This is a genomic window from Thermomonas sp., from assembly GCF_041919455.1.
Lineage (GTDB): Bacteria > Pseudomonadota > Gammaproteobacteria > Xanthomonadales > Xanthomonadaceae > Thermomonas.
Genome location: NZ_JAYRTQ010000001.1, coordinates 110,428 through 123,818, shown reverse-complemented (window position 1 = coordinate 123,818; position 13,391 = coordinate 110,428). Strand labels below are relative to the sequence as shown.

The 13,391-nt window shown below is 68.6% G+C and carries 13 protein-coding genes; 4 read left to right on the top strand and 9 right to left on the bottom strand.

Annotated elements, in window-relative coordinates; genetic code table 11:
• Positions 1–14: 14 nt before the first annotated feature.
• The 6 genes from ACE3T8_RS00545 to ACE3T8_RS00520 all read right to left on the bottom strand — a co-directional run bounded on the left by ACE3T8_RS00545 (position 15) and on the right by ACE3T8_RS00520 (position 6,632).
• On the bottom strand, positions 15–992 hold the full coding sequence (locus tag ACE3T8_RS00545; protein WP_374605923.1) for a DUF6683 family protein: 978 nt from the start codon (positions 990–992) through the stop codon (positions 15–17).
• A complete protein-coding gene (locus ACE3T8_RS00540; RefSeq protein ID WP_374605921.1) occupies positions 989–1,582 on the bottom strand; it encodes a hypothetical protein in 594 nt (197 codons plus the stop codon). Before ACE3T8_RS00540 ends, ACE3T8_RS00545 begins: the two co-directional genes overlap by 4 nt.
• Entirely contained in the window at positions 1,579–3,195 is a 1,617-nt protein-coding gene (locus tag ACE3T8_RS00535; protein WP_374605919.1) for a hypothetical protein, read from the bottom strand. Before ACE3T8_RS00535 ends, ACE3T8_RS00540 begins: the two co-directional genes overlap by 4 nt.
• Before the next feature lie 262 nt (positions 3,196–3,457).
• The gene (locus tag ACE3T8_RS00530) at positions 3,458–4,036 is read right to left on the bottom strand and encodes a superoxide dismutase family protein (RefSeq protein ID WP_374605917.1); all 579 of its coding nucleotides are present in this window, start codon (positions 4,034–4,036) and stop codon (positions 3,458–3,460) included.
• Positions 4,037–4,117: 81 nt separating this feature from the next.
• Positions 4,118–5,551 carry a nitrogen regulation protein NR(I) gene (gene ntrC / locus ACE3T8_RS00525; protein WP_374605915.1) on the bottom strand — a complete coding sequence of 478 codons (1,434 nt, stop codon included), beginning with the start codon at positions 5,549–5,551 and terminating at the stop codon, positions 4,118–4,120.
• A 55-nt stretch (positions 5,552–5,606) separates the two neighbouring features.
• On the bottom strand, positions 5,607–6,632 hold the full coding sequence (locus ACE3T8_RS00520; RefSeq protein WP_374605913.1) for a nitrogen regulation protein NR(II): 1,026 nt from the start codon (positions 6,630–6,632) through the stop codon (positions 5,607–5,609).
• A gap of 112 nt (positions 6,633–6,744) precedes the next feature.
• Here ACE3T8_RS00520 and ACE3T8_RS00515 point away from each other — a divergent pair, with 112 nt between their 5' ends.
• Positions 6,745–7,743, top strand: coding sequence for a L,D-transpeptidase family protein (locus ACE3T8_RS00515; protein WP_374605911.1), 999 nt, complete (start codon positions 6,745–6,747; stop codon positions 7,741–7,743).
• Between the two features lie 33 nt (positions 7,744–7,776).
• On the top strand, positions 7,777–8,493 hold the full coding sequence (locus ACE3T8_RS00510; RefSeq protein WP_374606123.1) for a M23 family metallopeptidase: 717 nt from the start codon (positions 7,777–7,779) through the stop codon (positions 8,491–8,493).
• A gap of 48 nt (positions 8,494–8,541) precedes the next feature.
• Here ACE3T8_RS00510 and ACE3T8_RS00505 read toward each other — a convergent pair whose 3' ends face one another.
• Complete coding sequence (locus ACE3T8_RS00505) at positions 8,542–9,312, bottom strand: N-acetylmuramoyl-L-alanine amidase (protein WP_374605910.1); 771 nt, start codon at positions 9,310–9,312, stop codon at positions 8,542–8,544.
• A gap of 114 nt (positions 9,313–9,426) precedes the next feature.
• On the opposite strand from ACE3T8_RS00505, the gene ACE3T8_RS00500 reads away from it, so the two are divergent.
• Both ACE3T8_RS00500 and ACE3T8_RS00495 read left to right on the top strand, forming a co-directional pair.
• Positions 9,427–10,593 carry an LpqB family beta-propeller domain-containing protein gene (locus tag ACE3T8_RS00500; protein ID WP_374605909.1) on the top strand — a complete coding sequence of 389 codons (1,167 nt, stop codon included), beginning with the start codon at positions 9,427–9,429 and terminating at the stop codon, positions 10,591–10,593.
• Positions 10,517–11,332 carry an alpha/beta hydrolase family protein gene (locus tag ACE3T8_RS00495; RefSeq protein ID WP_374605907.1) on the top strand — a complete coding sequence of 272 codons (816 nt, stop codon included), beginning with the start codon at positions 10,517–10,519 and terminating at the stop codon, positions 11,330–11,332. The genes ACE3T8_RS00500 and ACE3T8_RS00495 overlap by 77 nt, the downstream gene beginning before the upstream one ends.
• Before the next feature lie 68 nt (positions 11,333–11,400).
• On the opposite strand, the gene ACE3T8_RS00490 is transcribed toward ACE3T8_RS00495, so the two are convergent.
• Positions 11,401–13,014 (bottom strand): ammonium transporter, encoded by a 1,614-nt coding sequence (locus tag ACE3T8_RS00490; protein WP_374605905.1) that lies wholly within the window; start codon positions 13,012–13,014, stop codon positions 11,401–11,403.
• 19 nt (positions 13,015–13,033) lie between these two features.
• Entirely contained in the window at positions 13,034–13,372 is a 339-nt protein-coding gene (locus tag ACE3T8_RS00485; protein WP_374354570.1) for a P-II family nitrogen regulator, read from the bottom strand.
• Positions 13,373–13,391: the final 19 nt, after the last annotated feature.

Below are 13,391 nucleotides of genomic sequence, written 5' to 3'. Positions count from 1 at the left end.
CTCATCGCGGAATGTCAGCCCGAGCGCCTGCCGCAGCGGAAATCGCCGACCTTGATGCCCTCGCCGGCGCGCGGGTTTGCGTGGTCGTCCTTGCGGAACACGATGGCATCGCCACGGCGCGCGCCGCGCCAGCCATCGTAGGCACCGCCGCGGAAACCGACGACATCCGCGGAGGCATCGATCGTGCCGCCACCCGATTGGGCGGAATAACGATTGCCGGCGATGGTGAACCACATCCCGGTGGGCTGGTACTGCACGACGAAGCTCGCGCCGTTGAACTGCATCGCGTTCATCTGGCAGTCGTAGCGACCATCGAGCCCTGCCCCGCTGGCGGACGCGCGCGCAGCCGGAGCACCCGGTGCGGACGCGACCGCATTCGCGCCGGTGCCGGAGTCCAGCAAGGCCAGCAAGGCCGGCATTTCCATGTTGAAGAGTTTCCTGCCAAACCCGGCGGCCATCGTTTTTGCCTGTCCGACCAGCGCATCGTTCTTGCCCTGCTTGCCTTCCACGTAAATCACCAACGGCAAGCCCGCGCTGGCCAGCAGCGTGTTGTACAGCGCGGTTTTCTCCCTGTTCGGGGCGCGCCCGATCTCCGACTGCGCCAGCATCGCGTCGAGCGAGGCGAACAGTTCGGCCTCGGCAGCGGCTGAAGGCTCCTGGTCCATGCTGACGATGTGGGACGCGACCACGAGGAAAGTCATCGCGCCGGCCAGCGTATTGGCCCACTTGCCCTTGTACTTCTGCGCGAACAGCTCCTTGCCCGCGCCGGCCAGTTGCAGGATCTGCGCACGCTCCTCCGGGGTGTTGCCGAGGCTGTCGGCCAGCTGCTTCACCGAATCGTCGCCGGCGACCGGGGTGAAGCGGGTGGCGGCCGGCTGCGATTGCGCGTTCGCCCACGGCACGGCGAGCAGGAAGACCAGGACAAGGAGCACGCGCAGCAGCGGACCGGCAGGCCGGCGTATCGTGGTGCTGCATCGAATGCGGTCGTTCATGGCGCGCAGGCCTCGACTAGGGTCAGGGTGAAGCGCTCGCCACCCGATGTCGCGCGGGACGTGCTGCCGGCGGTCGTGGTGCCACCGCCTGCGGTGGTCAGCGTGCCGGGCTGGTCGGCACCGTCGGGGAATTCGATGTGGTAACGGCCGGCCGCCGTCCAGCTCAGGCCTGGGATGTTCGGCGTACGCACGAAACGATAAGTGCCATCGATGCCGCCGCTGAGCTCCACGCCGAACAGCTTTCCATCCAGCACGAAGGTCTGCTCGATGTCGCAGACCACCTGGTCGACCGGATCGCCGCCGCCGACCACGCGGTATGCGCGCGCCGCAGGCGGCGTGGCACCCATGCCTTCGCAACGTGGCCGCTTGTCGTTTTCATCGGTGCGCGGCTCGTTGGTGCATGTGCGCTCATCCGCTGCGTCTGCAATCGCGGCGCTTGCAGGCGTACGCGCGGACGAAGGCGCCGCGATGGGTGTGTGATCGCGCTCGGGCGAACACGCCGCCACTGCCAACAGCGCGAATGCGATGGCGAAGGCGGAAACGACCGCATGCTTGCGCATCGGATGGCCATGTTCGTCGTGCATGTTCATTCGTCGCAGTCCTCGATCTTGGTCCAGGTGGCGGTACTCGGCTTCGGCGTGGCGCAGACCGTCCGGCCGGCGGCATGCCCGCAGACCTTGTTGCTGACGACACGCTGGGTCAGCGACTCCTCCGTCCCGCTCAACGTGTAGCTGCCGGTGGCGTCGGCAAAGCCGCCGGCACCACTGAACTTGAACGTCCACGTGCCGGCCCGGTCGCTGCTGGGGATGTGGGTGATGCTCGCCATGCCGCCGCAGGCCGTGACGGTGAAGGGTTTGCTCACGTCGCAGGCGCGCATGCTTTCGCGACCGCCGCCGGGACACTGGGCGAAATCGATGCGGTAGGAAGGCCGCTTCTTCGTATCGAATTCCACCGTCGCCTTGCCGACGCCGCGCTTGCTGCGCGATTCGAAGTCGATGCTGGCGCGCTCGTCCTTCTTCGTCGGATTCTGGTAGTCGAACGTTGCGTCGGCCTTGACCTTGCCGGTCGGGTTGAGCCGGCTGCCGCCGCTCAGCGTGGCCTTGACCGTGCCGCCCGCCGGCGCGCCATCGGACTTCGCGCGCGGCTCGGCGTACAGGGTGTAGGCGGTATTCGGTTTCGCGCCCTTGCGTTTGGCGGGATCGCTGCGCACCTGCAGGTCGATGCACTGGCCCGACTGCCAGGCCTTCTGCGCCGCGCGCATGGTCTGGTGTGCGGCGAAGCGGCCCATCCTGGCCATGAACTGGGCCGCCTGCACGTCCTGGTCGCTGGCGCTGCCGCCCTGCCCGTTGACCTTCGGCCCCATTTGCCCGGTGCTGGTGGAAATGCGGTCGCTGACATCGACGAAATCGCCGTGGTCGGTACTTTGCTGCGCAGTGGATTCGGTATCGTCGTTGCCTTCGATCAGGTTGGCGTCGTCGTCAACGCTGGCTTCGACCGATGCGCTGATCCGGGTATTGGCGTTGCCGCCGCCGGCGGCGATGCTGGAGACGGATTCGAACTCGGCCTTGACCTTGCCTTGCGGATCGGGACAGACCTTCATCTTCACCGTGGTCCTGACCTTGCCCTTGATGCCGGCGACGTTGGCCTTCACTTCGGTGGTCAGGGTCACGGTGTCCATCGTCCACACCACCGAGACGTTGTCGCCGCCCGCATCCGACTCAGCGTGGCCGTTGGTTTCGCCGCGATCCTGGCCGCGTTCCCACGCCTCTGCCGCGGTCTCCGCCTGCGCGCCACCCAGCACCGTCGAAGCCGCCGCGCCGCCCCAGCCTTCGCCGCCCAGGCTGCCGCCACCGCCTTCGTTTACCGGCACGAACGCCTGCGGCAATCCGGATTGCAGCGCACGCGCCTTGCGTTCGTAGTCCGCGTACAACGCCGTGAGCGCGGCCTCCGCCTTGGCCTCGCCGCCCAGCGCGGCGTCCAGTCCGCCCGCCTTCATCAGGTTGCGGGTGAGCGCGTATTCGAGTTTGGTGATTTCGCGCGCGGTCGCGTCCGGGCCCTGCGCCTGCAGGCGGGAGAATTCGGCCTTGGCCTTGGCCATCGGCGAATCTGCAGCAGGCGTAGTGACTGCCTTGTCGGGCTGCGGCGAACATGCCGCCAGCACCAGCATGACAAGCGGCAGGCAGGTGCGGAACGAAGCAGGCATGACAGGATTCCGGCGGGGTGTTCCCTCACTAGCGGGAAACAGCCGCGGATCCAGTCACGCCCGCTGCAATCCGCCACCGTGCTTGATACCCGCGATTCTCCTGCCAGCCTGGTGAGCGCGGCGACCGCGCTAAAGCCGCATGCGATCACTTCATTCGATCACTTGTAGCCCGGATAAGACCACAGGCCGCATCCGGGATGATGTCGCCATGTCATGCAGTCCCGGATGCGCTTCGCTTATCCGGGCTACGTTGCCTGCGCGGTTACGGCGCGACCCTGATCACGCCACAGGCCACGCGCGCGCCGGCGTTGCCGGTGGGCTGGCTGGTGTAGTCGTCGGTCGCCGCGTGCACGATCACCGCACGGCCGGCGATGTCGTTGGCCGCGCCGCCGCCCAGGGTCACGCCGCGCACATGGGCATTGATGCGTGCCACGCCCCTGGCGTCGGCGACGATGTTGTCGGTGTCGCCGGCATGGTGCGCGCCATGGCCGCTGCGGCCATGCGCCTGCGCCGCCGGGTTGAAGTGGCCACCGGCGGTGGAGGCATCGGCCGCGCTGCAATCCCCCTTCTCGTGGATGTGGAAACCACGGGTGTCGCCCGGCTTCAGCCCGCCGACTTCACCGGTGATGTGCACGCCGTCGCCCATCGGCACCAGGGTCAGCGTGCCGCTGACCAGGCTGGCGGATGCCGGCGCGAGGTTGACGGTCGCGCGGCTGGCCGTGCTCTTCGCGGGTGCCGCGGCGGCAGCGGTGGCGGTCGGCGTGCCGGTGCTGGCGCAACCGGCGAGCAGGGCGGCGGCGATCGCCAGCATGAGGGTCGATGCGGTGGAGGTGCGGGCCATGTGTGGGGATGTCCTTGCAGGGATGTCGTGGTGCGGGACTGTGGCAGCGCCCGCCTTCATTCGCGATGAAGGCAAGCCGCCTCAGCGACGCTTGCGCGACGCACCGAGTTTGCGGGTGACGGTGTTGCGACCCAGGCCGAGTACGGAAGCCGCCTCGCCGCGGTGACCATCGCAATGATCCAGCGCGGCCTGCAGCAGGGTGCGGTCGAAGGCAACCTTCGCCTGTGCATGCAGGTCTTCCACGCCGGCCTGCAACTGCTGGCGCACCCAACCATCGAGTGGTTGCAGCCAGGCGGCACCGGCATCGGCAGCAGCGACCTGCGCTTCCGGCAATACGTCGGCCAGATCGTTGGCGGTGACCACCTCGCCCGGGGCCAGCGCGGCCAGCCGCCAGCAGACATTTTCGAGTTCGCGCACGTTGCCGGGCCAGTGGTGCGCGCGCATCCGTTCCAGCGCGGCGGACGACAGGGTTTTCGTCGGCACCTGCAGGCGTTTCGCCGCACCGGCCATGAAGCGTGCGGCGAGTTGCGGGATGTCCTCGCGGCGCTCGCGCAGCGGCGGCAGGCGCAGGCGGACCACGTCCAGCCGGTGCAGGAGGTCGGCGCGAAAGCGACCCTGCTCGACCAGCGCCTCCAGCGGCTGGTGGGTGGCGGCGACCACGCGCACGTCCACGCGGATCAGCTCGCGCCCGCCGACACGGAAGAACTCGCCCTCGGCCAGCACGCGCAGCAGGCGCGTCTGCAGCGCCGCGGGCATGTCGCCGATCTCGTCGAGGAACAGGGTTCCGCCGTCGGCTTGTTCGAAGCGGCCGATGTGGCGTTTGCCGGCGCCGGTGAACGCGCCGGCCTCGTGGCCGAACAGTTCGCTTTCCAGCAGTTCGGACGGGATCGCCGCGGTGTTGAGGGCAACGAAGGGACGCGACGCGCGCGGCGATTCGCGATGCAGGGCGCGCGCCACCAGTTCCTTGCCGGTGCCGGTTTCGCCGGTCACCAGCACCGACAGCGGTGCCTGCGCCAGCCGGCCGATCGCCCGGAACAACGCACGCATCGCCGGCGCATCGCCGACCAGGGCGGGGAATTCGTCGGCCGCCTGCGGCAGTGGCGATGCCGGCAGCGCGATCTCCTCGGCCTGCGGCAGCGCGCGACGGGCCAGCGCGACGGCTTCGTCCAGGTCGAAGGGTTTCGACAGGAATTCGTGCGCACCACCGCGGAACGCACCGGCGGTGCTGGCCACGTCGGTATGCGCGGACATCACGATCACCGGCAGGTTCGGTCGCGCCTGCTTGAGCTTGTCGAGCAGCACCAGGCCGCTGTCGCCGGGCATGCGCACGTCGGTGATGACCAGCGCCGGCGGGCGATGGCCGGCCAGCGCATCCAGCGCCTCGCCAGCATCGCCGAACGCGGACACGCGGTAGCCGGCCTCGCTCAGCGCGGTGGCCAGCACGAAACGCACCGAGCGGTCGTCGTCCACGACCCAGACGTCGGGTGCATTGCCGCTCATCGTTGCCTGCCCCATCGGATTTGCACCATGAAGGTGCATCCTAGCCCAGTTCATCGCGCCGAAACGCCGCTCAGGCCATCGGTTCCAGGGGCAGCAACAGGGTGAACACGGTATGCCCCGGCCGCGAGCGGAATCCCAGGGTGCCGCGATGCTCGCGCGCCACCTGCTGGGCCAGCGCCAGGCCCAGGCCGGTGCCCTCGGCGCGCCCGCTGACCAGCGGCAGGAACACCTGTTCGGCCAGCTCGGGCGACACCCCGCGGCCGTCGTCGACGATCTCCAGGCGCAGCGCCAGCGCATGCGCGTCTTCGCCGATGCGCACGTGGTGCTCGGCGCGGGTGCGCAGTTGCACGCTGGCGGCGCCGGCTTCGATCGCGTTGCGCACCAGATTCCAGACCGCCTGGGTCAGGCGGTCGGCATCGCCGGGGAATTCGGGCAGCGAGGGATCGTAGTCGCGCTGCAACTGGGTGGCCCAGCCGGCTTCGCTCTCGGCCAGGCGCAGCACGCGTTCCAGCACCAGGTGGATGTTGACCGGCTCGAACGGGCGCGCAGGTGCCGGCGACAACAGGCGGTCGACCAGGCCGGCCAGTCGCTCCACTTCGCTTTCGATCAGTGCGGTGAGCTCGCGCGCATCGGCATCGCTGCGCCGGGCGAGCAGCTGCGCCGCACCCTTGATCCCGGCCAGCGGATTGCGCAATTCGTGCGCCAATCCCTTCAGCGAGGCCGACAACGCCAGCGGCAGCACTTCCGACGGATCGCTGCCGGCGAATTCGTCGACCGGATGCGCCTCGCACCACGTGCCATCGGCGACCGGGCTCAGCCACAGGTCGGCGAACAGCGATTCATTCGCACCGGGAAACGCCAGTTGCACGCGCCGCAGCAGGTGCGGGCTGCCGTCGGTCTGCGCCAGCGCCGCCGTCACCGCCTGGCCGTCGCGTTCCAGCGCCGCCAGCGGCAAACCGATCAGCCGCTTGCGACCAACCCGCAGCCAGCGCCCGGCGGCTTCATTGGCGTGGCGGATGCGCCCGTCGCCGGCCACCTGCAAGACCGGCGTGGCCAGCGCGTCCAGCACCTCGATGGTCGACGGGTCCCCGTGCATCCGTCGAATCTAGTGCAAACACCGGATGAATGCGCGACTCGCGACCGCACCCCTTTCACGCGATGACGATCCGCACTCCCGCAGCCTGCATCGGCATTCCTCAGGTGACCCCATGAATCGATCGCTGCTGTTCGCCTCGCTCCTGCTCGCCACCGCCACCCTGCAGGCCCAGGATCCCAAGCCGGCCACGCCGGTGACCACGACGCCCGCAGCCACTGAGCCGCAGGCCGTCGCGCCGGCAACGGCACCAGCCACCCCAACCGCCGGTGCGGCATCGGAGCACCTGGAAGCGCAGGTGCTGCTGGAGCGCGCATGGTTTTCGCCCGGCGAGATCGATGGCGAATGGGGCAGCAAGAGCCGCAAGGCGGTGGCCGGCTTCCAGTTGTCGCGCGGGTTGACCGTGAGCGGCGAACTCGATGCCGCGACCTGGGCGGAACTGCGCCGGGCCAACGCACCCGCACTGGTCGACTACACGATCACCGAGGCCGACGTCGCCGGTCCGTTCGCGCCCACGCCCTCGGGAATGATGGCGAAGGCGAAACTGAAGGCGATCCCGTTCCAGTCGGCCGCCGAAGCGCTGGGCGAGAAGTTCCACGCCAGCCCCAAGCTGCTCGCCGCGCTCAATCCCGGCATCCGCCTAGACGTGGCCGGCGGCACGATCCGCGTGCCCAATGTCGCCGGCATCACCCCGATGCCCACCGCCGCGAAGATCGAGGTCGACAAGTCCGATGCCGCGCTGCGCCTGCTGGATGCCAGCGGCAAGGCCTACGCGATGTTCCCGATCACCAGCGGCACCGCGAAATTCCCGCTGCCGATCGGCGACTGGACGATCGAATCGATGACGCCCGACCCCTGGTACAACTACGATCCCGCGCTGATCGTCACCGCGCGCAAGGGTGATCGCAAGGCCAAGCTCCCGCCCGGCCCGAACGGCCCGGTGGGCACGATGTGGATGGCGCTGTCGAAGCCGCATTACGGCATCCACGGCACGCCGGAACCGCATCTCATCGGTCGCACCCAGAGCAGCGGCTGTGTGCGCCTGACCAACTGGAGCGCGACCGCAGTGGCGGCGGCGTCCACGGTCGGCATGACCGTCAGCATGGTCGAGTAGAGGATGCGCGGCGAACGCCGCCAGCGTCCCGTCCTGCGCGGCCTGCTGCTGTTCGTGCTGGGCGCGCTGGTCGGTGCCAACGCGACGTATTTCGTGATGACGCGCGATGCCGGCCCGCGCACCGCAACGCCAGCAGGCGAGCGCATCGAAACACCACTGCCGATGCAGCCCGCGACCGAGCCGGATGCCAGTGCGAACAACAGCAATCCCGCATCGCCTTCCACCGGCCCGATGTTGCCGCCGCCCGCGGTACGCGCCACCGGCGTCGGCCCCACAGCGGTGCCAGCAAGCGGCGATGCAGCCACCATGACCGGCGAGGGCCTGCTGCTGCCAGTACAGGGCATCACCGCCGCGCAATTGCAGGACACCTTCACCGACGCGCGCAGCGGCGGCCGCGTGCACGATGCGATCGACATCATGGCGCCGGCCGGCACGCCGGTGCTGGCGGTCGCGGACGGCACGGTCGAGAAGCTGTTCGACAGCGAGCTCGGCGGCACCACCCTGTACCAGTTCAATCCGCAGCGCACGCTGGCGTACTACTACGCCCACCTGCAGGGTTACGCGCCCGGCATCGCGGAGAAACAATCGCTCAGGCGCGGGCAAGTGCTCGGCTACGTCGGCACCACCGGCAATGCGAATCCCGCCGCCCCGCACCTGCACTTCGCGATCTTCGAACTCGGCCCGGAACAGCAGTGGTGGAAGGGCACCGCGATCAATCCGTATTCGCAGTTGCGCGGCGACGCGCGCTAGGCGTCGCGCTCCATTGCGATATGTGCCGGGACAGCAAGCAGGCCGCACTCATCGCGCCACCGGCTGCAGTCGCTGCTGCGCCAGCGCATGCAGGATGCGCAGGTCGTCGGCATCGAACGCGGCCTGCGGATCCTCGCCGTCGTCGCGGCCGCGGTAGTGGCGATGGAAGGCACGCACCGCCGCAGGGCGATCGTTGAGCGGATAACCGATCGCCGCCATCGCCAGCCATGGATCGAAGCCGGCAGGAGGATCGCGCAATTCGCCTTGCGGCCACAGGCCGAACCCGGCCTCGGCCAACCGCTGCCACGGGAACAGCGATCCCGGATCGCGCTTGCGCGTGGGCGCCATGTCGGCGTGCCCGATCACCTGCGCCTTCGGGATCGACAGGCGCTTGGTGAGGTCTTCGAGCAGGCGCAAGAGCGACGCGATCTGCTCCTCGGTGAACGCCTCGCCGACCTCGTTGTCCAGCTCGATGCCGATCGACGCCGAATTGAGATCGGTGATCGTGCCCCAGCGCCCGCCGCCCGCATGCCAGGCGCGGTCGCCATCGCCCACCAGCTGGTAGATCCGGCCATCGTCGCCGATCAGGTAATGCGCGCTCACCGGCCCGCCGCGATTGCGCGTGCGCAGCGTCTCCAGGCTCTGTTCGGCCGAACCCTGCTCGGTCGCGTGGATCACGATCGCCACCGGACGGCGCGCGTCGAAGTTCGGCGACGGCACCCACTCGGCCAGCGCGTTGCGTGGTGCCTGCGGCGCGTGGCTGCAGCCCGCAACCAGCAGGCAGGTGATCGCGAGGCGTGTCAGGCGCGGCATGGTCATGCGGGCATTGCAGCGGTTGCACCTGCAATTGGCAAGGCCCGCGCCTGCACGTTCATGCAAGACCTGCGTGGCGACGCCAGAATCCGCGACGCATCCATCGCCTGGAAACGTCCCATGCCTTCGAAGTTTCGGCTCCGCTCGCTCGCCCTGCTGCTGGTGCTGGGCATTGGCTTGCCGCAGGCCGGCCATGCCCAGGCCGACTGGCGCGACCACCTGCGCCGAGGCACCATCGAGACGATCAAGCTGTCGCCCGATGGCAATCACCTGGCCATCGCCGAACGCGACAACAGCCGCACCATGGTGGTCATCCGCGACCGTCGCAGCTTGCAGGAACTCGTCCGCTTCAATCCGGGAGCGCTGGGCGAAGTGGGGATCCTGAAGTGGATCGACAACGACCGCCTGGTGATCGGCGCCAGCCGCGCCGATACCCGCTACCGGATCGCCCTCATCGAGCCCGCGCTGTACATCGTCGGCCGCGACGGCCGTTCCAAGGCGAAGATGCCCGCGAACTTCCTGGCGACCATCGATGGCGATCCCGAGCACCTGCTGGTCACCCGCTACAGTTGCGCGGGCGGCGACGGCTGCATCGACGAGGTGCGCAAGGTCGAGGTTGGGCACACCACCAAGACCGGCGAGCTGGTCATCGCCGCACCCGATGCGCGCTCGGAACTGGTGACCGACCGCAAGGGCGAGGTCCGGTTCGCGATCTCGTGGAACGATGAAAGCCAGAGCCGCCTGCACGTCCATCGCAGCAGCGGCGAAGGTTGGACACTGGTCAACGATGCCGCCGTCTCCGGGGTCGATTCGACCCCACTGGGGATCGACGCGGATGGTCGCCATGCCTTCCTGTTGACCGAACGCAAGCAGGGGACTTCGATGGTGCAGCGCTACGCGATCGCCGACGGGCAGCGCAGCGACGTGTATGCGGACGCGGTGTCCGACCCGATCTGGATGATCATGTCGCTCGACGGGAACGTCGCCGTGGGTGCCTATTTCGACCCGGTCCGGCCGCGGCCGGTGTTGTGGGACGCCAGCCATCCCGACATCCCGCCACTGAAGCAGATCCTGGCGGCGTTCCCCGGAAAGCTCGTGCGCGTGGTCAGCGCATCCGCAGACCGCAACCTGGTGGTGGTCGACGTCTCCAGCGATACCCAACCCGGCGATTTCTACCTGTTCGATCGTGCCGCGCGACAGGCATCCCTGCTTGCCCACAGCATGCCCTGGCTGGCTGGCTGGCAAGCCCATCCCGTCGACCCGTGGCGTCAGTTTCCAGGCCCGTGATGGCGAACAGCTGCATGCCCTGCTGACCACCCCGCCCGGCCGTGCGCAGGAACGCCTGCCGATGGTGGTGGTCGCGCATGGCGGTCCTTACGAGGTGTTCGATCACTGGGCGTACGACGCCGAAGCGGCCCTGCTCGCCAGCCAGGGCTTTGCCGTGCTGCGCGTCAACTTCCGGGGCTCCGGTGGCTATGGGCGCGCCTTCGTGGAGAAGGGTTACCGCGAATGGGGCCGCGCGATGCAGGACGACCTCAGCGATGCGACGCGCTGGGCGATCGACCAGGGCCATGCGGATCCCGCGAAGGTCTGCCTGTATGGCGCGAGCTACGGCGGCTACGCCGCCCTGATGGGCGCGATCCGCGAACCGGCCCTGTATCGCTGCGTGGCGGGGTACGCAGCGCCCTATGACCTCGCCAAGATGTACAAATGGGGCAGCATCCGCCGCTCCGACCTGGGCATGAAGTACCTCGAGCGCGTGCTTGGCACGGACAAGCCAGAGCTGGCGGCGCGCTCACCGGCGCAGCAGGCGGCGATCAAGGTGCCGGTACTGCTTGGCCATGGCAAGCTCGACGCGCGCGTCGACGTGCAGCATTCACGCGCACTGGCGAAGGCCATGCGCAAGGCGGGGACGCCGGTGGACGTGGTGGAGTACCAGAACGAAGGGCATGGCCTGGCGATCGATGCGCACCGCGAGGATTTCTACGCGCGCCTGCTCGCCTTCCTGAAGGACAACACGCGCTGAGCGCAGCGAAAAAAAGCGGGCGACGTTGCCGTCGCCCGCCCACCATCCCTCGCGGGTTCCCCTGGTGATCAGGACTCGTACGCGGACTCGCCGTGCGAGGTGATGTCGAGGCCTTCGCGCTCGGCTTCCTCGGAGACGCGCAGGCCCACGGTCACCTTGACGACCAGGTACGACAGCAGTGCAACCACGCCGGACAGCACGATGGTGATCAGCACGCCCTGCGCCTGGATCCACACCTGCGAACCGATCGAATACTCGGCCACGCCGGTCTCGGTCACGTAGTCCCAGATCCCCGCGCCACCCAGCGACGGCGCCGCGAACACGCCGGTCAGCAACGCACCGGTGATGCCGCCCACGCCATGCACGCCGAACACGTCCAGGCTGTCGTCGGCGCCGAGCAGGCGCTTCAGCCCACTCACGCCCCACAGGCAGACCACGCCGGCAATCGCGCCGATGACCAGTGCGCCATTGAGGCCGACCAGGCCCGCGGCCGGGGTGATCGCGACCAGGCCGGCCACCGCGCCGGAGGCGGCGCCGAGCAGCGAGGGCTTGCCCTTGCCGATCCACTCCACGGTCAGCCACGCCACCACCGCCGCAGCGGTTGCAAGGAACGTGTTGACGAAGGCGAGCGCGGCGACGCCACCGGCTTCCAGCGCCGAACCGGCGTTGAAGCCGAACCAGCCCACCCAGAGGATCGACGCGCCGACCATGGTCTGGGTGAGGTTGTGCGGCTTGATCGCCTCGCGGCCGTAGCCGGTGCGCTTGCCGATCACGTAGGCACCGACCAGGCCGGCGATCGCGGCATTGATGTGCACCACCGTGCCGCCGGCGAAGTCCAGCGCGCCCTTGGCCCACAGGTAGCCCGACTTGGCCAGCACGCCATCCACCGCCTCGGTGCTGGTGAACGCATCCGGGCCCGGGAAGAACCAGACCATGTGCGCCATCGGCAGGTAGGCGAAGGTGAACCACAGCACGGTGAACAGCATCACCCCGGCGAACTTCACCCGTTCGGCGAACGCACCCACGACCAGCGCGCAGGTGATGCAGGCGAACGCGCCCTGGAACACGAAGAACGCCAGTTCCGGGATGTACACGCCCTTGGTGAAGGTCGCGCCGATCGACGAGGCATTCAAACCGGCAGCGAGCAACCGGTCGGTACCGCCGATGAAGGCATTGCCCTCGGTGAACGCGAAGCTGTAGCCGTACAGCGCCCACAGCACCGCCACCAGCGAGAACACCGCCAGGTTCTGGATCAGGATCGACAGCACGTTCTTCGAACGCACCAAGCCACCGTAGAACAGGGCCAGGCCGGGCAGGGTCATGAAGATGACCAGCGCGGCGGAGACCAGCACCCACACGGTGTCGGGCTTGCTGATGGTCGGCGCGGGCGCTTCTTCTTCAGCGACAGCTTCGGCAACTTCGGCAGGTGCGGCTTCAGCAGGCGCGGCAGCTTCAGTAACGACGGCCTCGGCAGGCGCCGGCGCAGTGTCGGTGCTTGCAACCTCGGGGGCCACCAGCGGCGCTTCCGCCGGAGGCGACGTGGCTTCGGCAGGCGCAGGCGCTGTCGCCGCCGGATCCTGCGCGGACACGGGCGATGCCGCCAGCGCAGCGACGCCGCACAACGCGGCCAGCGCGAGTGCATGCATCCGGGTCTTCCACCCGGAGACGGAACGAGTCTTCATGTGGGTCTCCATGGAAGGGTCAGAGCGCATCGGCGCCGATCTCGCCGGTGCGGATGCGGACGACGTGGTCCAGGGCGACGACGAAGATCTTGCCGTCGCCGACCTTGCCGGTGCCGGCGGCCTTGCTGATCGCCTCGAGCGCGGCATCGAACATCTCGTCGCTGACCGCGGCCTCGATCTTCAGCTTGGGCAGGAAGTCGACGACGTATTCGGCGCCGCGATAGAGTTCGGTGTGGCCCTTCTGCCGGCCGAAGCCTTTCACTTCGGTGACGGTCAGGCCGGAGATCCCGACCTCGCCGAGGGCTTCGCGCACCTCGTCGAGCTTGAACGGGCGGATGATGGCGGTGATGAGTTTCATCTTGGCTCCCTGTGTGGTC